General features: G+C 62.3%; 26 protein-coding genes. All 26 read left to right on the top strand.

The genetic code is table 11. The annotated features are described in order from the left end of the window. Nucleotides 1-5 precede the first annotated feature (5 nt). The 26 genes from GA0004734_RS17200 to GA0004734_RS17075 all read left to right on the top strand — a co-directional run bounded on the left by GA0004734_RS17200 (nucleotide 6) and on the right by GA0004734_RS17075 (nucleotide 16,843). The gene (locus GA0004734_RS17200) at nucleotides 6-680 is read left to right on the top strand and encodes a hypothetical protein (RefSeq protein WP_092935610.1); all 675 of its coding nucleotides are present in this window, start codon (nucleotides 6-8) and stop codon (nucleotides 678-680) included. A gap of 319 nt (nucleotides 681-999) precedes the next feature. Continuing rightward, on the top strand, nucleotides 1,000-1,227 hold the full coding sequence (locus tag GA0004734_RS17195; RefSeq protein ID WP_092935608.1) for a hypothetical protein: 228 nt from the start codon (nucleotides 1,000-1,002) through the stop codon (nucleotides 1,225-1,227). Continuing rightward, entirely contained in the window at nucleotides 1,224-1,493 is a 270-nt protein-coding gene (locus GA0004734_RS17190) for a hypothetical protein (protein ID WP_092935607.1), read from the top strand. Before GA0004734_RS17195 ends, GA0004734_RS17190 begins: the two co-directional genes overlap by 4 nt. Further along, nucleotides 1,490-2,179, top strand: coding sequence for a DUF7168 domain-containing protein (locus GA0004734_RS17185; RefSeq protein ID WP_092935605.1), 690 nt, complete (start codon nucleotides 1,490-1,492; stop codon nucleotides 2,177-2,179). Before GA0004734_RS17190 ends, GA0004734_RS17185 begins: the two co-directional genes overlap by 4 nt. After that, nucleotides 2,176-2,361 carry a hypothetical protein gene (locus GA0004734_RS17180; protein WP_092935603.1) on the top strand — a complete coding sequence of 62 codons (186 nt, stop codon included), beginning with the start codon at nucleotides 2,176-2,178 and terminating at the stop codon, nucleotides 2,359-2,361. Before GA0004734_RS17185 ends, GA0004734_RS17180 begins: the two co-directional genes overlap by 4 nt. Next, nucleotides 2,358-3,002 (top strand): gp16 family protein, encoded by a 645-nt coding sequence (locus tag GA0004734_RS17175; RefSeq protein ID WP_092935601.1) that lies wholly within the window; start codon nucleotides 2,358-2,360, stop codon nucleotides 3,000-3,002. The genes GA0004734_RS17180 and GA0004734_RS17175 overlap by 4 nt, the downstream gene beginning before the upstream one ends. Next, nucleotides 3,002-3,436: a hypothetical protein gene (locus GA0004734_RS17170; protein ID WP_092935599.1), complete on the top strand. Its 435-nt coding sequence runs from the start codon at nucleotides 3,002-3,004 to the stop codon at nucleotides 3,434-3,436. The genes GA0004734_RS17175 and GA0004734_RS17170 overlap by 1 nt, the downstream gene beginning before the upstream one ends. Next, complete coding sequence (locus tag GA0004734_RS17165; protein ID WP_092935597.1) at nucleotides 3,433-3,831, top strand: helix-turn-helix domain-containing protein; 399 nt, start codon at nucleotides 3,433-3,435, stop codon at nucleotides 3,829-3,831. Before GA0004734_RS17170 ends, GA0004734_RS17165 begins: the two co-directional genes overlap by 4 nt. A gap of 102 nt (nucleotides 3,832-3,933) precedes the next feature. After that, nucleotides 3,934-4,794, top strand: coding sequence for a peptidoglycan-binding protein (locus GA0004734_RS17160; protein WP_092935595.1), 861 nt, complete (start codon nucleotides 3,934-3,936; stop codon nucleotides 4,792-4,794). After that, the gene (locus tag GA0004734_RS17155) at nucleotides 4,791-5,312 is read left to right on the top strand and encodes a hypothetical protein (protein WP_092935593.1); all 522 of its coding nucleotides are present in this window, start codon (nucleotides 4,791-4,793) and stop codon (nucleotides 5,310-5,312) included. The genes GA0004734_RS17160 and GA0004734_RS17155 overlap by 4 nt, the downstream gene beginning before the upstream one ends. A gap of 10 nt (nucleotides 5,313-5,322) precedes the next feature. Beyond that, nucleotides 5,323-5,526, top strand: a complete 204-nt coding sequence (locus GA0004734_RS17150) for a TraR/DksA C4-type zinc finger protein (RefSeq protein ID WP_092935591.1) — start codon at nucleotides 5,323-5,325, stop codon at nucleotides 5,524-5,526. Then, nucleotides 5,523-5,912, top strand: coding sequence for a Clp protease (locus GA0004734_RS17145; RefSeq protein ID WP_245292453.1), 390 nt, complete (start codon nucleotides 5,523-5,525; stop codon nucleotides 5,910-5,912). The genes GA0004734_RS17150 and GA0004734_RS17145 overlap by 4 nt, the downstream gene beginning before the upstream one ends. Further along, nucleotides 5,912-6,250, top strand: coding sequence for a VpaChn25_0724 family phage protein (locus GA0004734_RS17140; protein ID WP_245292296.1), 339 nt, complete (start codon nucleotides 5,912-5,914; stop codon nucleotides 6,248-6,250). The genes GA0004734_RS17145 and GA0004734_RS17140 overlap by 1 nt, the downstream gene beginning before the upstream one ends. Then, nucleotides 6,243-6,824, top strand: a complete 582-nt coding sequence (locus GA0004734_RS17135; RefSeq protein ID WP_092930025.1) for a DUF3486 family protein — start codon at nucleotides 6,243-6,245, stop codon at nucleotides 6,822-6,824. Before GA0004734_RS17140 ends, GA0004734_RS17135 begins: the two co-directional genes overlap by 8 nt. Next, nucleotides 6,821-8,446 carry a hypothetical protein gene (locus GA0004734_RS17130; protein WP_175386132.1) on the top strand — a complete coding sequence of 542 codons (1,626 nt, stop codon included), beginning with the start codon at nucleotides 6,821-6,823 and terminating at the stop codon, nucleotides 8,444-8,446. Before GA0004734_RS17135 ends, GA0004734_RS17130 begins: the two co-directional genes overlap by 4 nt. A gap of 1 nt (nucleotide 8,447) precedes the next feature. After that, on the top strand, nucleotides 8,448-9,926 hold the full coding sequence (locus tag GA0004734_RS17125) for a DUF935 domain-containing protein (protein WP_092930022.1): 1,479 nt from the start codon (nucleotides 8,448-8,450) through the stop codon (nucleotides 9,924-9,926). Next, nucleotides 9,916-11,160 (top strand): PBECR2 nuclease fold domain-containing protein, encoded by a 1,245-nt coding sequence (locus GA0004734_RS17120; RefSeq protein ID WP_092935589.1) that lies wholly within the window; start codon nucleotides 9,916-9,918, stop codon nucleotides 11,158-11,160. The genes GA0004734_RS17125 and GA0004734_RS17120 overlap by 11 nt, the downstream gene beginning before the upstream one ends. A gap of 120 nt (nucleotides 11,161-11,280) precedes the next feature. After that, entirely contained in the window at nucleotides 11,281-11,781 is a 501-nt protein-coding gene (locus GA0004734_RS17115; RefSeq protein ID WP_092935587.1) for a phage virion morphogenesis protein, read from the top strand. A gap of 226 nt (nucleotides 11,782-12,007) precedes the next feature. Beyond that, entirely contained in the window at nucleotides 12,008-13,114 is a 1,107-nt protein-coding gene (locus GA0004734_RS17110) for a peptidase (RefSeq protein ID WP_092936398.1), read from the top strand. Between the two features lie 10 nt (nucleotides 13,115-13,124). Further along, on the top strand, nucleotides 13,125-13,496 hold the full coding sequence (locus GA0004734_RS17105) for a hypothetical protein (protein ID WP_092935585.1): 372 nt from the start codon (nucleotides 13,125-13,127) through the stop codon (nucleotides 13,494-13,496). A 33-nt stretch (nucleotides 13,497-13,529) separates the two neighbouring features. Then, on the top strand, nucleotides 13,530-14,465 hold the full coding sequence (locus GA0004734_RS17100) for a major capsid protein (protein ID WP_092935583.1): 936 nt from the start codon (nucleotides 13,530-13,532) through the stop codon (nucleotides 14,463-14,465). 77 nt (nucleotides 14,466-14,542) lie between these two features. Next, entirely contained in the window at nucleotides 14,543-14,794 is a 252-nt protein-coding gene (locus GA0004734_RS17095; protein ID WP_092935581.1) for a hypothetical protein, read from the top strand. 105 nt (nucleotides 14,795-14,899) lie between these two features. Continuing rightward, nucleotides 14,900-15,766 (top strand): hypothetical protein, encoded by an 867-nt coding sequence (locus GA0004734_RS17090; RefSeq protein WP_092935579.1) that lies wholly within the window; start codon nucleotides 14,900-14,902, stop codon nucleotides 15,764-15,766. Continuing rightward, the gene (locus tag GA0004734_RS17085) at nucleotides 15,766-16,191 is read left to right on the top strand and encodes a gp436 family protein (RefSeq protein ID WP_092935577.1); all 426 of its coding nucleotides are present in this window, start codon (nucleotides 15,766-15,768) and stop codon (nucleotides 16,189-16,191) included. The genes GA0004734_RS17090 and GA0004734_RS17085 overlap by 1 nt, the downstream gene beginning before the upstream one ends. Then, complete coding sequence (locus tag GA0004734_RS17080) at nucleotides 16,188-16,613, top strand: phage tail terminator protein (RefSeq protein ID WP_245292452.1); 426 nt, start codon at nucleotides 16,188-16,190, stop codon at nucleotides 16,611-16,613. The genes GA0004734_RS17085 and GA0004734_RS17080 overlap by 4 nt, the downstream gene beginning before the upstream one ends. Continuing rightward, nucleotides 16,610-16,843 carry a hypothetical protein gene (locus GA0004734_RS17075; RefSeq protein WP_092935573.1) on the top strand — a complete coding sequence of 78 codons (234 nt, stop codon included), beginning with the start codon at nucleotides 16,610-16,612 and terminating at the stop codon, nucleotides 16,841-16,843. The genes GA0004734_RS17080 and GA0004734_RS17075 overlap by 4 nt, the downstream gene beginning before the upstream one ends. The last annotated feature ends 2 nt before the right edge of the window (nucleotides 16,844-16,845 follow it).

Genomic DNA, 16,845 nt, shown 5'->3' with positions numbered 1-16,845 from the left:
AGACCATGAAACTCACCCTATCCTTTGAGATTGAGATCTCCGATATCCCGGAGAAGGATCGCCTCGAAATGCTAAACGATGCCGGCATGTCAGACGAAGACATGCCGCGCATCTCGGCGATGAGTGAAACGCAGGTTCGTGCCGAAGTCACCGACGCCTTCTACGCCATGTTCGACGGATCGAATTATGACGATCAGTCTGACATGTGGGCCGGTTCCAACTTTTACGGTTACATCACAAGCATCATCGCCGCCCCATCACCCCAGGCAGATCTGGTTGGGCGTTACCCCATCGAGAGCGCGCCAAAAGACGGGACATGGTTCCTTGCCTATCGGGGACCGGCGCCCGGCGGCACATGGGACCGTTATGTCATCGTGCGCTGGCATGAAGAGTTCGACGATTTCGTCTGGCCGGACGATCCCTTTGATATCTTCACCGACGACATCGATGAGAAACGTCATGACGGTCGGCATGTCTACTCGCCGTATGAGTCGAGTGGCACATTCACGCACTGGTCGCCGCTGCCCATCGAAGACGGCTCCGCACCCCAACCGAATGTGGGGCAGCTGCCTACGTCCTTAAGGCCGCTTCTTCGCCAACCTTATGGTCGTCCCACGCCTGAGCGGCTTTCAAGCCGTCGCGTAGAAGACGCTCGAGATAGTGAAGGTGAGCCTCAATGAACTCAGGATCCTCATCATCTTTCGCAGTCCTGTCTTCTGCAGCGATCTGGTCGGCCTGCTCCCTTACTGAGTCTCTTAAGCTCGGGCTTCGTACCATTTCCCGAGAGAGGAGTAACTCGACCACATATTCCAGCGCCTGCAAGCGAGCGATAATTTCCTTGGCTTCTTCCATTGTTTTCGATCCTTCGAATGCTGTCTTTGAGGGATTGAGAGGCTCTGCGACCGGTTCCCGCCGGTCGCAGAGCCACACTCTCGCAGGTTCTGGATCGCTTCGTAAAGGCTACGGTTTCGCAGTCTTTGGAACTGAAGAGGGCGGGCAATGACGAAGGGAAAGAAACTGTCCGTCGCCCAGGAAAGCGTCCTCTGCCGGATGATTAACGGCGCCAGACTTCGATTGGTGTCCGGCAACTTTGTGTGCGGAGAAAAGAAGGTCCACGACAGCCGTACAGTTCACGGCCTCATCGCACTCGGCCTGATCGACCGTGATGCTTTCTCGGCGTCTCTCTATGAGGTTACCGAAGCGGGCCGGGAGGCGTATCAATCATGAGCGCTCCCCGTCCGATAACCTCCTATTCACAAGGCTATGCGTTGTGCAACGCGGCCGGCTCGCTTCTCGGGCACACCTACCGTGCCACGGCTGCTGCTGCGATCGAGGCATCATTCCCATCCAGCGACCCGACCAGTGCGGCGAAGTGGGCAGAGCGGCAGGCCCTCGGCTGGACTGTCGAGCATGTCTTCGCTCGGGTCTTTACCCCAATCTTCTTCAAGTCGGCCGACCTGATTGAGCGCGAAAATGACGAGGTGGCAGCATGACCAACGATACGATCCGCAACAAGATCAAGGCGCTCCTGAATAGGACGGTGTCGCGCGGCTGCACCGAGGCGGAGGCCATTGAAGCCGCGTCAAAGGCTGCAGCCCTCATGCGTGAGCACGGCCTCGATCAGCACACGCTGCTGATGACAGAGAAGGGCAAGCCTACGAAGAGCGCGTCCACGTCTATCCGCGCTCGGCTCTGGCCGGTGATCGCGTCTGTAACCAACACGGCCGCGATCACCAGCACTACACCGAACGGCAGGGAGATTTCGTTCACTGGTGCCGAACCGTGGCCGGACGTCGCGGTCTACCTGTTCGACGTGTGCAACACCGTGATCGACAGCGAGCTGAAGAAGTTTCGGACAGGCGAGTTCTATCGCCGGCGCCGATCGGCCAAGACGAAGCGGCAGGCAGCGGACGACTTTACGCTCGGGCTTGTACGGCGGCTGCGCCTGCGCCTGTTCGAACTGTTCAGCGAAACGATCTCAGAGCAGGCGACCACTCTCGCGCAACAGGAGCGGGACCGCCGATACCCTGAGAGCCGATCGGTCAAGCTGAAGCAGCACAAATCGCGGTTCGACGCTGCCGAGGGTGCCGGATGGCGTGCCGGTGCAGATGCGCATCTGTCGCGGGGTGTCGGCCAGGAGCGGTCCGAGCAGCTCCTGATCGGGGGGTGGACAGAATGAGACACTTCCGCACCCTCGAGGAGATCGTCGAGTGCCTCGTCGAAGAGCACCAGAAACAGGGTTTCGTCATCCTTCCGGCTGCGGCTCTTGGCACGTTGGCCGTGAGGAAGATCGATGATGACAAGCTCATGAGCATCAACCTCACTGTGATCGCCCAGGCATTGTGGGAGAAGTTCTCATGAGTTCGATCGCCGCCATCAAGGTTGCGCAGAAGCAGCTCGGCCTGGACGACGATGTCTACCGAGCCAAGCTCAAACTCATCACCGGCAAATCCTCGGCAAAGGACATGACCGAGGAAGAGCGTCAGGCTGTCATCGCTGAGTTTCGCCGGCTTGGTTTCAAGCCAATCGAGCGTCGCCAGAACGGCCGACAGAAGCTATCCGGTAGGTACGCCGGAAAGCTGCAGGCGCTTTGGATCGCTGGCTTCAATCTCGGCGTTGTCCGCGATCGCGACGACGCGGCGCTGATCGCGTTTGTTAAGGCGCAGACCGGTATCGATCATGTGCGATGGCTTCAGGACGCCGAAGACTCCCGCAAGGTGATCGAGGCGCTGAAAAAGTGGCTCAGCCGCGAGGCCAGCGTGGACTGGAGCGTTCACTCGGCGCTGCAGCCGTGGCAGCGCGCGGACGGCTACCGCATTGCCCAGGCACAGTGGGTCATTCTGGTCGGCGCCGTGGAAGCCAAGATCCCTCGCGCCTTCTGGGATGCAGTGAAAGGCATCCTCGGTCAGCAGGTTTCCGGTCGATCGCTGACCTCGGACGAATGGATCACGGTCATGAACGCCTTCGGCCGACGCATTCGGGAAAAGAAGGGGACACGCTGATGGTCGCCTACAGCTTCAAGAAGATCTTTGCACCGCAGATCGAGCTACGTCAAAAGCACCAGACCGTTCGCGCCGACCGGAAGCGTCATGCGCGTCCGGAGGAAGCCGTGCAGCTCTTTGAGGGCATGCGGACACGATATTGCCGCAAGCTCCTTGCCGTCGATCCGATCTGTGTTTCGGTGCTGCCAATCCTGATCGAGACCACGCCGCGCGGCATCACAATGATCGAACTCGACGGCTGCAAGCTCGGTCGCGATGATGCGGAGGCGTTCGCCATCGATGACGGCTTTTCTCCGGATCGCATCGGCGCCGTCTCTGCGGATCTCGATAGCAACACGGCTCTCGGGAACATGGCGATCTTCTGGTGCCAGCATAACCCGCTTGGTCTGTTCTCTGGTGTCACTATCATTTGGGGAGCCGGTTCATCACGATGACATCGGGCGAGCATCCCTCTGACCGCGTCTGGCTCACGCCGCTTCTGAACCGCATCGCTAATGTTGCGGGTGAGGAAGCGGCGATTGCGCTTGGGCGGGCCCGGCCAGGAGAGCGCGTTTACATTCCAGAACAGGTGACCGCTGATCACTGGCTTGCTCAGGTTGTCGGTCTGGAAGCGGCGGAAAAGATTGCTGCCGCCTATGGCTCTATGAAGATCGAGATCCCGCAGGCGATTGCTGGCGACAAACGCCGCCGCGCCGCCGCCATTGCCGATCTTATCGAGAAGGGCTATTCAACGAATGAGATCGTCCGTACGCTGGGCGTCTCGCAGAACACCGTCGCCGAGCACCGTCGCAGACGACCGCCGGCTGACCCGCAGTTAAAGCTGCTTTAGTTCCGTGGGGCTGCGATTTCGCACCCATGACCCACTCTCTTCAATGATCCAAGACAGTTCCATCGGTGCTCCCATTCGCACCCCCGACAGGAACGTCTTTTCATGCCTCTCCCAACTCTCGCTTCCTCGGTTGACGCCTCGTCGCTTTACGCCATCGTGCCGCGTTCGACGGGTCTGATCGGGCAGAAGCAGAAGGCCATCATCGCCGGCTTCGCCGCGATCCTCCCTGAAATGCTGATCCGGTTCGAGGTGACCTCCGCCCTGCGCATCGCGCACCTGCTCGCACAGGTCGCCCATGAATGCGACGGGTTCTGCACGCTCGAGGAGTATGCGTCAGGTGCGGCCTACGAAAACCGAAAGGATCTCGGCAACGTCAAGGCCGGCGATGGCAAGCGCTTCAAGGGTCGCTGCCCGCTGCAGCTCACCGGACGCGACAACTATCGCCGCTTCACCATCTGGATGCGCGACATTCAGCCGAACTGCCCCGATTTCGAGGCGCAGCCCGAGCTGGTCGCCGAATTCCCATGGGCGGCGTGGGCCGTGTTCTTCTTCTGGTCAACCAAGAAGCTCAATGACATCGCCGATCGCGATGACCTGATCGCGGTGACGAAGGTCGTGAACGGAGGCCGCAATGGCCTCGACGATCGCCGCCTGAAGCTCGGCAAGGCGAAGTCCGTTGTCACAGAGCTGCAGGTCAAGCTGATCGCGGCAAACCAGAACACGCCAAATGCGGTCACGATCTTGCGGCGCGGGTCCAAGGGCCCGGCCGTTGATCAGTTGCAGCGCGGCCTCGCGGCTGCCGGCCATTACCTGCTCACGGTCGATGGCGACTTTGGTCCCGGCACGGAAGCAGCCGTGAAAACCTTCCAGCGCGCCCGTGGCCTTGTCGTCGATGGCATCGTCGGCAGGGAGACGCTCGCCATGATCCAGCCCTACACACCCGCCGAGGATATCGCCGCATGAAAGAGCTTATTCTGACGCAGCTGCTGCCGCCGCTGTTCGACTTCATCGTTATCGCCCTGTTGAGCGCCATCTCGGCGGTCTTCTACCGCTGGACTGGCATCCAGATCGAAGCCAAGCACCGGGACGCGCTCCAGTCGGCCTTGGCGAATGGCGCAAAGCTGTTGCTCCAGCCGGGCGGATCGGCAGACGATGCCATCGACTATGTGCTGCGCTCGGTCCCGGATGCGCTGAAGCGGTTCGGCAAACTGTCGCGGCCGGATATTCACAGTCTGCTTGAGCCGCATATTCTCGCCCTGCCGACACTGCCCGGCGCCGTGGAAACTCCGAACGATCGTCTACAGGTGGTGGTGAGCAGTGCCGTGACGCCGGACACGGTCATGGAGCAAGTCGAAAAGGGTGTTCATAAGGGGCTGGAAGCGTTGCGTCGGACGTCGGGGCGCGGTGGCTATACTGGATCGCCGATTTCGCATCCGGTGGCAGGTGTGGTTCTCGATCCGGGTCCCCTTCAGCGTGACTAACTCCGAGGCCATGTTTGAGCTTGCTGCGGCAAGAGCTGAACAGGAGCGCGATGCCGGCGTTATAGCTGCAAGCATCGCGCTCTCGCAGACCGGAACGATCCTCTGCATCGCATGCGATCATCCGATCCCCGAAAAACGCCGTCTTGCATATCCAGCCGCCCGCAGGTGCACTGATTGCCAGACGTTCGTTGAAGCAGAGAAGTATCACCGGTGAACGCATCAAATGTTGCTCTCGATCTTGCCCCGCTCATGTCGTGGATCGTCGTCATTATGGCGATCGTCAACTTCATCATCCTGATCAAGAATTTGCTCTCGTCCGGAGAAAAAAAGCTCGAGCAACGGGCCGACAAAGTCGAGGCCAAACTGATCGAGCACGATCGACGCATCCAGGCGATCGAGAACGACATGAAGCACATTCCCGACAAGGAAACGACGCACCGCATGGAGATGACGATGATGACCATCGTCAGCCGGCTGGATAAGCAGGATGCGGTGCTGGAAGGACGATTTTCGTCGATGGACGAAAAGCTGAAGCCGATCCAGGCGATCGGCGAGCGGCTGAACGACGTGTTGATTGATCAGATGAAGAAGGCCAGTTGATGATCCCGATCGGAGTCGACTACGACAAAGTCATGCGCGAAGATGCGCGTCTCATTATATTGCGAGCCCTCTCCGAACAGGTAAATGAGAGCCTGTCGAGCAGCACGATTGAACTTGTGTTGCAGACGTTCGTCATCCGCCAGCCTCGGTCGTGGATCCACGGCGAGATGGATTATCTCCGCATGATGGGCGCCATCACGATCGTTGATGCCGGCTCGGTCAAGATCGGGACGCTGACCGATCTCGGCTGGCGCCACCTTCTTCGTGAGACGATCATCGAGGGCGTGAAGCGTCCGTCACGTGCCGTCATCCCGCCGGCCGGTAGCTCGCATGCGTAGTCGGCTCTCCGGTATCGAGCTTCTGCCGGAAGAGTGCGCATCGATCGTTGCAAAGGCAGCGGCCGATCTGCAGGACCGTGACCGGACGCAGATCGATATCTATCAGGACTTCTTCGCCGAGCTGGAGGCCCTGAAGCGGGAGCATCGCGGCGAGCTGGAGTTCACGATCCCGTCGTTCTCGGCCTTCAATCGCTATTCGATCAAGCTTGCCACGCTCTCCAACCGGCTCAATCAGACGCGCGAGATCGCTGCGACGATTGCCGAGAAGTGGGATGCGAAATCCTCCGACGATCTGACGCTGATTGCGGCCGAAGCGATCAAGACGCTGATCTTCGAACTGCTGACCAATGCCGGCGAGGCGGGCCTCGATCCGAAGGGCGCCATGGCGCTGGCGAATGCGCTGCGCGCTGCCAGCCAAGCGCAGGGCGTCTCGACAGCCAGGCGCCAGAAGGTCGAGGCCGATTTTGCCTCCAAGGCTGAGGAAGCCGTCAAACTCGTCCAGCGCTCGAAGGGCCTGTCTGACGAAACGGCCAGTGAGATCCTTGATCAGATTCTTGGCGTGGGGACGAAATGAGCGGCCCTATCAGCAAAGAGCAATGGGCCGAGGCGCGCCGCATCTCGACCGATGCCGTCATCAACCGGATCGGCGCCCGCAAGGCGCTGTTGCCGTACCAGCAGCAGACGCTCGCCCTCCTCGAGACAACGGCCTGCCGCGTTCTCTTCGTCGAGAAGTCGCGCCGTATCGGCCTGACATGGGCGTGCGCAGCCTATGCCGTCCTGCGCGCAGCGCGTGCCCGCGAAGCCGGCGGCATGGACTTCATGTACATCTCCTATAGCCAGGAGATGACGCGCGAGTTCATCGACGCCTGCGCCATGTGGGCCCGCGCCTTCAGCCAAGCCGCGCTGGAGATGCAGGAATTCATCTGGGACGACTCGGACAAGGATGGCGAGCGCGCCATTCAGGCATTCCGGATCAAGTTCTCGTCGGGCTTCGAAATCGTCGGCCTGTCATCGGCGCCGCGCACCCTGCGCGGTAAGCAGGGCGTCGTCATGATCGACGAAGCGGCCTTCGTTGACAGCCTCGAAGAACTGCTAAAGGCGGCGCTCGCGTTCCTAATGTGGGGCGGACAGGTCATCGTCTGCTCCACGCATGATGGCTTTGACAACCACTTCAACGAACAGATCCAAGAGATCCCTGCCGGCCGGCAGAGCTACAAGCATCTGCGCATCGATTTCGACACGGCGCTGCAGCAGGGGCTCTACGAGCGGATCGCCTATGTGACCGGCAAGCCGTGGTCGGCCGAGGCGGAGGCCGACTGGCGCCAGGACATCATCAAGTTCTATGGCGCCGGCGCTGACGAGGAGCTGTTCTGCATCCCATCGATGTCGTCGGGCGCGTTCCTTACCCGATCACTGATCATGTCGCGGATGAAGGAAGACATTCCGGTTATTCGCTGGGCGTCGCCGGAAGGCTTTGTCGATTGGCCGAAAGAGCTTCGAGATGCGGAGATCGCGGACTTCTGCACCGAGCAGCTCCTGCCGCATCTGAAGCGTCTCGATCCGACGATGCGGTCCGGCTTCGGCCAGGACTTCGGCCGATCGGGCGACTTGTCCGTGATCCATCCGTTTCAGGTGCGTCTCGACACCAGCCTGCGCACGCCGTTCCTCCTCGAGCTGCGCAACGTGCCGTTCGAGAGCCAGCGCCAGATCATCCTCTTCCTGCGAAAGCATTTGCCGCGCTTCTTCCACGCGGCTTTTGACGCTACCGGCAACGGTGCGGCGCATGCCGAGGCGGCACGGCAGGCGTTCGGCGCGTCGTTCGTCTCGGAGATCAAGCTCTCGCAGCAATGGTACATGCTCAACATGCCGAAGCTGAAAGCCGGCTTCGAAGACGGCACGTTTGAGCTGCCGCTCGATGACGACGTGCTCGGCGATTACCGTCTGCTGAAGATGACCAAGGGCATTGCCAAGGTGCCGGACGATGCTCGCACGCAAGGGGCAGACGGTTTCGCGCGCCATGGCGACAGTGCCGTCGCCGGAGCGTTGGCAGTTTATGCCAGTGAGCAGGAAGGCGGCGAAGTTGGCGCCGGCGTGACAGGGGATGACCGTCCGACAGCCGGCCAGTTCACGGACGCGACCGGAGCTTACGGCGCCGTAGCCGCCCGATCCGATCTTTCCGCATTTACGGGGTACTGAGATGGCTGAAACCACCATGGAGATCGCAACGATCCGGACGGACCCGTTCGTCCCGGAGTTCGCCGGCGTCATGCAGCCGACAGACGAGATCCTGCGCACGCGTGGCCTTGGCAAGAGCCATCAGCTCTATGACGAGATCCGGCGCGATCCGCATGCCTTCGCCATCCTGCAAAAGCGAAAGCTGGAAGTGGTCAGCCGCGAATGGAGTGTCTTCGAGGCATCGGAAAGCGATCTCGACAAGCGCGCGGCCGAGGAAGTCAAGCGCCAGCTGAAGGCGATCGACTTCGACAAGCTGACACGCGGCATGCTGGGCGCCGTCCTGAAGGGCTTCTCCGTTGCCGAGGTTCTCTGGGCCAATGTCGCCGGCGTCTGGACGCTACAGGCCGTTAAGGTCAAGAAGCAGCGCCGGTTCCGGTTCGACATGGACGGCAAACTCCGGCTCCTGACGCGCGCTGCCATGATCGAGGGTGTGCCGGTTCCCGATCGGAAGTTCGTGGTTCACAGGCATTCGATCGACGACGATGAAGACGATCCATATGGCGTCGGCATAGGGCAAGTCCTCTACTGGCCCGCATGGATGAAGCGCAACGCACTGGCACAGTGGCTGCGCGCCGTCGAGAAACACGGCACGCCGACGACGAAGATCACGTATCCCGGTGGCTACGACAAGCAACGCCAGGACGAGATGCTGGCCGCGATCCGGCAGCTGGCGAACGACACCGGCATTGCGGTACCGGAAAACGTCATCGTAGAGCTGCTGGAGGCGAAGGCCGGCGGCGGCGACGTGTTTGAGAAGCTGAACCGATACCTCGACGAACTTATGAGCGAGGCGGTGCTCGGTGAGACGTTGACCACGAACTCCGGCGAGCGCGGCGCGCGATCGCTCGGCGAAGTCCACAACGAGGTGCGCGTTGCGATCGCCAAGGCGGATGCCGATCTGATCTCCGCCACCATCAAGGACACCATCGCCCGGTGGATCGTCGAGCTGAACTTTCCCGGCGCCGGCATCCCCGACGTCTGGCGCGATTTCGCCGAGGCCGAGGATCTCAACGAGAAGATCAAGCGCGACGAGACGATCTACAAGATGGGCTATCGTCCGAAGGACCCGCAGTACATCGACGACACCTATGGCGGCGAATGGATTGAGAAGCCGGCGCCGGAGACCAAACCGGGCAAGCCCGGCGTTGCGGCCAAGGGCGCGCTCGATAATCTGGATTTCGCAGACCCGCCGGCACGTTCCAACAGCGAGCGTGTCGTGGCCAACCTGACCGACCAGCTGGAGACCGCCGGCGCCGGCGTGTTCGACAGCATGATCGGACAGATCCGCACCGAGTTCGCCGAGGCGCGCGATTATGACGATCTGACGCTACGGCTGGCACGGCTGTCGTCGGAGATGGGCGTAGACGATCTGGCTCAGCTCCTCGAGCAGGCCGCGCTGCTCGCCCAGCTCGAAGGCGTGGCATCCGTCGATGGCCGGTGAGCAGATCCCGTTTCAGGAGGCAATCGACTTCGTCGCCGGCAAGGTCAACCTGCCCACCAGGCGCTATGACGATCTGAAGCATGGAGCCCATGTCCGCGGCTTTTCTGTCGCCGGCGTCACGCGGGATGACATGCTGGGAGATTTCCGGGCGGCGATCGAGAAAGCGCGTGTCCAGGGAACGGGCTTCAAAGAGTTTCAAAAGGACTTTGACGCCATCGTCGATCGCACGGGCTGGCTCTTTAATGCGCGTGGATCGACGGATGGCGAGCGGCGCGCATGGCGCGCGCGGATCATCTACACGACAAACATGCGCACCAGCTATATGGCCGGGCGCTATAAGCAGCTCACAGATCCCGATGTCCTGAAGTATCGGCCCTACTGGCAGTACGTCCATTCCGGCGCGCTGCATCCGCGTCTTCAGCACCTTGCCTGGGACGGCAAGGTCTGGGCCGCAACCGATCCGATCTGGGACCGCATCTACCCGCCGAATGGCTGGGGATGCGGTTGCGATGTCGAGGCTCTGTCCCGACGCGAGATGCAAGCGCTCGGCAAGGATGCGCCGGACGAGTCGCCCGAGCTGGTCAGGTATGACGGTATCGATCCTCGCACCGGGGAGAAGGAAGAGCGGATCGGCGGCATCGATCGCGGCTGGGAATACAACGTCGGCAAGGAGTGGCTCGACGGTGTTGTGCCAACCGAGCTGCGAGAGCCGCTGCCAGCGTATCGGCCGGATACGCCGGCGCCGGTCAACCTGCCGGATCTCCCGGAGCCGACCGCCGCCAAGAGCCGCGACCTGATGCCGGAGGGGCTTGAGCCGAAAGCCTATGTCGAGGGCTTCCTGAAGCGGTTCAACCTGAAGAAGGACGAAGGCCCGTTCCGCGACAAGTCCGGAGGGCTCATCACCATCAGCCGGTCCCTGTTCGAGCAGCGCATGCCGGACGGGACCGTCGTCGGCCTGAAGAGCGACAAACGCGGCCGAGGCCAGTACGCCAAGCTGCTGGCCGATACCATCATCGCGCCAGACGAGATCTGGGTGGATTGGGCGACCATGAGAAGTGGCGTGGTCTTGCGCCGTGCCTACCTGAAGCGGATCATCCTGCCCGATGGCCGCGCCTTGTTCGTGCGTTTCGAATGGACCAACAGGGGCTGGGTGGCCGTGACCGGCTTCGATACGAAGGACGATTACCTTCAGAATTACCGGCGTGGTGCGCTTCTGTTTCGACGGGCTGAATAGAAAAAGCGCGCCTGCCGGGGCGCGCTTTGCGTCAGATGATCTACGGAGGGCTCCGGCGCCTCGATCAACCAACAGCCAGAATATAGCACTGGCAGCCGAGCAGAACAACGGGACGACGCAATGACCGCTGCGACTATCACGATCGACGATGCCTCCATCAATGATGCGCTGGCACGGCTGCTTGCAGCGGCGGGCAACATCAAGCCTGTGCTGAAGAACATCGGCGAGTTCGAAGCCAAGGTCACTCGGCGCCGCTTCATCGACCAGAAGGATCCGAACGGCGCGCCGTGGGTCGCGCTCAATCCGCTCTATGCCAAGACGAAGAAGGGCCCAGGCATCCTGCGGGGTGAGACGCGCAGCCTTTCCCAGATCGTGTGGCAGCTCGCCGGCGACGGCGTCGAGATCGGCTCGAACGAAGTCTATGCGCGGATTCACAATGAGGGCGGAACGATCCGACCGAAGACAGCCGAGGCGCTGGTGTTCTCGATGGGCGGACAGACGTTCAAGGTTCAGAGCGTGAAAATCCCCAAGCGGCAATTCCTCGGGTTCAACGAGGCGTCGATTACGGCTATCCTCGATATCGTCAAGGATCACTTCGTCGATGCGATCGAGCAGAAATAGCGTGCTTGCAAAACGGCCTCAGGAGGCCAATGGTGCGCTTTAAGGCCCGGTGATGGCGCACAGGCTGTTCAAACGCGCCAGAGGGCTTTGAAACGGCTTTGAAAACGATCTGAAGATCGTGTCCGGCATGCGCTGCCGCCCTCCCGTCCCGATTTCCAGCCTTTGTTCCTCGGTGTGCGATTTCGCGGTCCCGACGGCGGGGCACGCCTTGGCTTAGATGCCGGGCATGAAACCGTTCGAAATCTTCAAAACCGGCAGCCATGTTTCGACGCAGGGGAAGGCGATCACCTTCTCCGACGCCGATGTTGCGGCGATCGCCTCCTCTTACGATCCGGCCAACCATCAGGCGCCGATCGTTGTCGGTCATCCGAAGACGAACGCGCCGGCTTTCGGCTGGGTGAAGGCGCTGTCGGTGAAAGACGGACGCCTCGTCGCCGAACCCGATCGCCTCGACCCGTCCTTTTCCGAGATGGTGCGAGACGGCAAGTTCCTGAAGGTGTCGGCTGCGCTCTACGATCCGGCCGCACCCGGCAACCCGACGCCGGGCTCCTACCATCTTCGTCATGTCGGCTTCCTCGGCGCCGAGCCACCGGCCGTCAAAGGTCTGGCCGGCATCGAGTTCGCGGAAGCGACGGATCTCGTGCTGGAGTTTGCCGAGACGCCTTGGCGCACCGCCTGGACGATGGACAGCATCGGCCGGCTCTTCCGGGGCATGCGCGACTACTTCATCGAGACGGCCGACATCGCGACCGCCGATCGGATCATCCCGCAATACGAGATCGACCAGATCAACGAAAACGCCGCCTCCATGCGTGCTGAAGCGCGCGAGGAAGAGGTGCGGCCGACCTTCTCTGAAACCACCAAGGATCTTTCCATGACCAACGTCCAGAAGACGGAGGCCGAGCGGCTTGCCGAACTCGACGCTCGTGAGGCCGCCATCAAGGCGCGCGAAACGACCTTCTCCGAGGCCAACACCAAGGCCCAGGCTGCGGCTGACAGCGCGTTCGTCGAAGGTGTCATCGCAGCCGGCCGTCTGCCGATCGGGCTGAAGGACACCGCGATCGCGCTGTTCTCGGAAATGTCCGACGACGTGCTGACCTTTTCGGAAGCCGGCGCTCAGAAGACGACATCGCCGCGCGGCGCCTTCCGCGAGTTGCTCGAAAAGCTGCCCGTGCCCGTCGAAACAACGGAACTGGCGAACGGCAATGGTCCGGACTTTTCGGACAGCAATCAGGTCGCCATCGCGATCCAGACCGAAATCAAGGCTGCGAAGGAACGCGGCGAGGACATCGATCCCGCCACGGCTGCGATGCGCCTGAAGAACCGCCGCTGAGGACCGCCGCATGAACCCGTTCATCAAAGCCTTCATCGCCTCGACCGATCTTGCCCATCGCGCCCAGGTCAAGTTCACCGCCAACGATGGCGAGGTCGCGCTGGCGACGGCGCCAACCGACGTGATCGCCGGCGTCGTCGATTACCCGAACGGCGCCAAGATCGGCCAGCGCGTCGATGTCGTGCTGTTCGGCCCGGCCGAAGTCGTCGTCGGCGGCACGGTCGCACCCGGCGCCGGCATCACGGCAGACGCTAGTGGCAAGGCCGTTGCCGCCGCACCCGGCGCGGGCGTCAACCACTTCATCGTCGGTCGCGTCCTTACAAGCGGCGTTGCTGGCGACATCGCCAAGGCCTTCATCAACCCCCATCGCATCCAGGGCTAAGGCCCGGATCGACACCCGCAGGAGCACTTACGTATGGCTGGACAGCCGTTTCCCGTCGATCCGGTTCTGACCGGCATCGCCGTTGCCTTCAAGAATGGGGAACTGATCGCCGATCAGGTCATGCCTCGCCTCGAGCCGCGTCTGACGGCTGAGACCTTTAAGTACATGGTCTTCGGCTTCGACCAGACGATCACGATCCCTGACACCAAGGTCGGCCGTAAGTCCGAGCCGAACATCATGGAGTTCGGCGGCACGGAAGTGACGGCCGCCACGGCCGACTACGGCCAGGACGCCATCATTCCGATCGCCGACATCATGCAGGCGCCGGCCGGTTACGACCCGGAAGCTTTCGCCGTCCAGCAGCTGACCAACATCGTCGAGCTGGATCGCGAGAAGCGCGTTGCCGACAAGACGTTCAACCCGCTGACCTATCCGCTCGCAAACCGCGAGGTTCTGACCGGCGCTTCTCAGTGGAGCCACGCTGACAGCAAGCCGATCCGCGCCGTCACGGATGCGCTCGACAGCATGGTCATGCGTGCGAACGTTGCTGTCATGGGCCGGCTGGCTTGGTCGCAGATGCGCCAGAACCCGAACGTTCTGCGGGCACTCACGACATCCGGCGTTGCCGATGGTCTCGCCGACAAGCGTGCTGTCGCCGATCTCCTCGAACTTGATGACATCGTCGTCGGCTCCGGATTTGCCAATGCAGCTCGTCCGGGCCAGCCGGCAGTGCGCTACCGCCTCTGGGGCAAGCATTGCGCCCTGATCCGTCGCGAGAAGATCGTGTCGAGCATGGGCGAAGTGCCGACATGGGGCTGGACGGCTCAGTTCGGCAACCGCGTTGCCGGCTCGATGGACGAGCCGAAGATCGGCCTTCGCGGATCGCGCCGTGTGCGCTCCGGCGAAAGCGTTGCCGAAGTCGTGTCGGCTCCGGAGCTTGGCTACTTCTTCCAGAATGTCGCCGCCTGAGTTGGCCTCGGCCTGACCGTCAGGCCACGCTCTCCCTTCGGCCAGCCGGCCGGAGGATAACGCCCGAAGGGACCAGCATGAAATATTGTCTCCGATCCAGCTTTTCCGTCATCGGCGCCGTGGTTTTCGCCATCGTCAGCGCAGCTGTCTACGTCGCCTATCCGGTCATCAAGCTTGCCATGACGTTTTTGCGGGACACGCCCTCGGCCGCCGCGCTCATCGTGATGGCCCCGATCTTCGGCGTCGTCGTGTTCCTCGTCATCGATGCCCTGAAGCCCGTCTACCGCCACAGCTACCGCACGCATGGTCTCAGCCTGACCGCTCGCTAAGGCGGGCGGCGGGAATGACTGAACTCCGGCCGCGCAATCGGCCGGAGCTTTTCGAAAGGGACCGGATGGCCGGTTCCTTTCCGAAAGCTCGAAGGGAAACCGTTCATGGCCAAGAAGATCACATCATCCAGCGCGCCGATCGCAGAAGAAACCGGGACCGACGTCCTGGGCACGGCGCTGGATGCCGCCACTCCTCCCGTGGCAGCATCCGACCCGTCCGGCATGAACGGGCCGGACGGGACCGTTATCGATGGCTCGAACATCCAGACCGGGAGCATAGGCGGTTTCCCAGCGGAGGCCGTCACCGCCAGTGAAATCGGAGATGGGACGGTCACCGCCGATCAGCTCGCCTCGAACGCGATCACGGCGTCCAAAATCCAAGCCGGTGGGATCGTGGCGAGCGCCTCGGTTCCAGCGCTGCTCGCAGGCGGCGTCACCGCGCGTCCCATGGACGGGGCCGTCGTGGACATCCCGCAGGGGACCGACGGCGGAACGGCTGTCCTGGTCGCGGGTGCGGCCGACCCGGTTGCGACCAGCAACGAGGCGCTGGATCTGCGCGCCCTGAAATATGCGCTCGACATGACGGGCTGCACGGACATTGACGATCTGATCGACAAGGCCACGGTCGGCCTTTCGCTCCTGCGCGCCATCGACACGCACGCCGGCCTCGGTCCGCTGCAGGGCTGGCATCCGATGGACGATCCGGCTGAGATCGTCGGTGATCTGGTCAAGATGGCCTCCGAGCTTCAGACCCAGATCAGTGCGCTGCGCGTTGCGCGCATTGCCGATGTCGAGGGCGCTCGTCCCGCCTACACCCACGAGAAGCGCCGGTTCATTCTCACCGGCCGCACCCGGCAGAACAACGTGCTGAAGGACATCGGCGACACGATCGACCTGACTATCGGAGAGCACGCCGAGCTGCTCGACACGCTGGCGATCGCCTCCACGTGGGACGAGGGCTTCGAAGTCTGATGCACTACGCCTCGCTCGAAGATCTGATCGAACGCGCCGGCCTGGATGAAATCCTTCAGGTCGCGGATCGCGACGGGGACGGCGCTGCGGATCCCGATGTCGTCGAGGCGTCGCTCACCCATGCCGACAACGCGGTGAACGGCTATCTGGCCGTTCGCTTCCGCCTGCCGCTGTCGAGCGTTGCGGCCATCGTGTCCACCTGGGCGGTCTCGATCGCGCGCTACCATCTGCATCGCAACGGTCCGCCCGACTACGTGGTGCGGGATTACAAGGATGCGATGGCGGCTCTTCAGCAGGCGGCACGCGGCCTGATCGCTCTTCCCGGCGCTGACGGCATCGCGCCGGCGCAATCCACCTCGGACGGCATCCGGGTCGATGGGCCCGAACCCGTCTTCTCCCGCGAGAAGATGGAGGGCTGGCTTTGATCGCGGCCGTCATCACCCGTTTGAAGAGCGAGCTAGGCACGGCGGTTTCCGACGTGCTGCCGGTCGAGGATCTTGCCTCGATCAGCGCAGGGACGGCTCCAAAGAACGGGACCGTCTTCGTCATCCCTTACCGCGAGCAGGCCGAGCCTAACACGCTGGCGATGGGTGGCTTCGAGCAGCTCGTGCACGCGCAGATCCTCGTGGCGCTCGTCCTGCGCCGGCATGCTGACGTCCAGGGCGCGCAACGTGCGCTCGACTTCGACACGATGAAGGGCGCGATCGAGCAGGCGCTTGCTGGCTGGTCGGTCGATCCCCGAGGCGACCTTTTCGAACTGGTGTCGGCACAGGCCGCGCCGCTTGGCAACGGTGTCACCGTCTATGTGCAGACGTGGCAGACGAGCCGCTACCTGGAGACCGAATGATGACCGATCATGAAGGCGGCGGCAGCTACGTCCGCCAACCCGATGGCTCGTTGCAGCTCGTCAGCCGCACGGAAGAGCCGAAGCCCGCCGCGCCCGAGGCGGACGCCGCGACAGCTGCACCCGAGCAGACGGCGCCGGCCGTCGCCACGAGCGATGCGCCGGCGATCGAAGAAACACCGGCCGTCACATCTGACGAAGCCGCGCCCACCACGCGGAAGAGGAACTCCTGACC

Source organism: Rhizobium sp. 9140 (genome assembly GCF_900067135.1).
Taxonomy (GTDB): domain Bacteria; phylum Pseudomonadota; class Alphaproteobacteria; order Rhizobiales; family Rhizobiaceae; genus Ferranicluibacter.
This window is presented reverse-complemented; position numbering and strand designations above follow the sequence as displayed.

What these genes read in the sequence shown, in the direction of transcription:
- GA0004734_RS17200 (WP_092935610.1), top strand. Translation starts at nt 6, where the DNA reads ATGAAACTCACCCTATCCTTTGAGATTGAGATCTCCGATATCCCGGAG.
- GA0004734_RS17195 (WP_092935608.1), top strand. Translation starts at nt 1,000, where the DNA reads ATGACGAAGGGAAAGAAACTGTCCGTCGCCCAGGAAAGCGTCCTCTGC.
- GA0004734_RS17190 (WP_092935607.1), top strand. Translation starts at nt 1,224, where the DNA reads ATGAGCGCTCCCCGTCCGATAACCTCCTATTCACAAGGCTATGCGTTG.
- GA0004734_RS17185 (WP_092935605.1), top strand. Translation starts at nt 1,490, where the DNA reads ATGACCAACGATACGATCCGCAACAAGATCAAGGCGCTCCTGAATAGG.
- GA0004734_RS17180 (WP_092935603.1), top strand. Translation starts at nt 2,176, where the DNA reads ATGAGACACTTCCGCACCCTCGAGGAGATCGTCGAGTGCCTCGTCGAA.
- GA0004734_RS17175 (WP_092935601.1), top strand. Translation starts at nt 2,358, where the DNA reads ATGAGTTCGATCGCCGCCATCAAGGTTGCGCAGAAGCAGCTCGGCCTG.
- GA0004734_RS17170 (WP_092935599.1), top strand. Translation starts at nt 3,002, where the DNA reads ATGGTCGCCTACAGCTTCAAGAAGATCTTTGCACCGCAGATCGAGCTA.
- GA0004734_RS17165 (WP_092935597.1), top strand. Translation starts at nt 3,433, where the DNA reads ATGACATCGGGCGAGCATCCCTCTGACCGCGTCTGGCTCACGCCGCTT.
- GA0004734_RS17160 (WP_092935595.1), top strand. Translation starts at nt 3,934, where the DNA reads ATGCCTCTCCCAACTCTCGCTTCCTCGGTTGACGCCTCGTCGCTTTAC.
- GA0004734_RS17155 (WP_092935593.1), top strand. Translation starts at nt 4,791, where the DNA reads ATGAAAGAGCTTATTCTGACGCAGCTGCTGCCGCCGCTGTTCGACTTC.
- GA0004734_RS17150 (WP_092935591.1), top strand. Translation starts at nt 5,323, where the DNA reads ATGTTTGAGCTTGCTGCGGCAAGAGCTGAACAGGAGCGCGATGCCGGC.
- GA0004734_RS17140 (WP_245292296.1), top strand. Translation starts at nt 5,912, where the DNA reads ATGATCCCGATCGGAGTCGACTACGACAAAGTCATGCGCGAAGATGCG.
- GA0004734_RS17135 (WP_092930025.1), top strand. Translation starts at nt 6,243, where the DNA reads ATGCGTAGTCGGCTCTCCGGTATCGAGCTTCTGCCGGAAGAGTGCGCA.
- GA0004734_RS17130 (WP_175386132.1), top strand. Translation starts at nt 6,821, where the DNA reads ATGAGCGGCCCTATCAGCAAAGAGCAATGGGCCGAGGCGCGCCGCATC.
- GA0004734_RS17125 (WP_092930022.1), top strand. Translation starts at nt 8,448, where the DNA reads ATGGCTGAAACCACCATGGAGATCGCAACGATCCGGACGGACCCGTTC.
- GA0004734_RS17120 (WP_092935589.1), top strand. Translation starts at nt 9,916, where the DNA reads ATGGCCGGTGAGCAGATCCCGTTTCAGGAGGCAATCGACTTCGTCGCC.
- GA0004734_RS17115 (WP_092935587.1), top strand. Translation starts at nt 11,281, where the DNA reads ATGACCGCTGCGACTATCACGATCGACGATGCCTCCATCAATGATGCG.
- GA0004734_RS17110 (WP_092936398.1), top strand. Translation starts at nt 12,008, where the DNA reads ATGAAACCGTTCGAAATCTTCAAAACCGGCAGCCATGTTTCGACGCAG.
- GA0004734_RS17105 (WP_092935585.1), top strand. Translation starts at nt 13,125, where the DNA reads ATGAACCCGTTCATCAAAGCCTTCATCGCCTCGACCGATCTTGCCCAT.
- GA0004734_RS17100 (WP_092935583.1), top strand. Translation starts at nt 13,530, where the DNA reads ATGGCTGGACAGCCGTTTCCCGTCGATCCGGTTCTGACCGGCATCGCC.
- GA0004734_RS17095 (WP_092935581.1), top strand. Translation starts at nt 14,543, where the DNA reads ATGAAATATTGTCTCCGATCCAGCTTTTCCGTCATCGGCGCCGTGGTT.
- GA0004734_RS17090 (WP_092935579.1), top strand. Translation starts at nt 14,900, where the DNA reads ATGGCCAAGAAGATCACATCATCCAGCGCGCCGATCGCAGAAGAAACC.
- GA0004734_RS17085 (WP_092935577.1), top strand. Translation starts at nt 15,766, where the DNA reads ATGCACTACGCCTCGCTCGAAGATCTGATCGAACGCGCCGGCCTGGAT.
- GA0004734_RS17075 (WP_092935573.1), top strand. Translation starts at nt 16,610, where the DNA reads ATGATGACCGATCATGAAGGCGGCGGCAGCTACGTCCGCCAACCCGAT.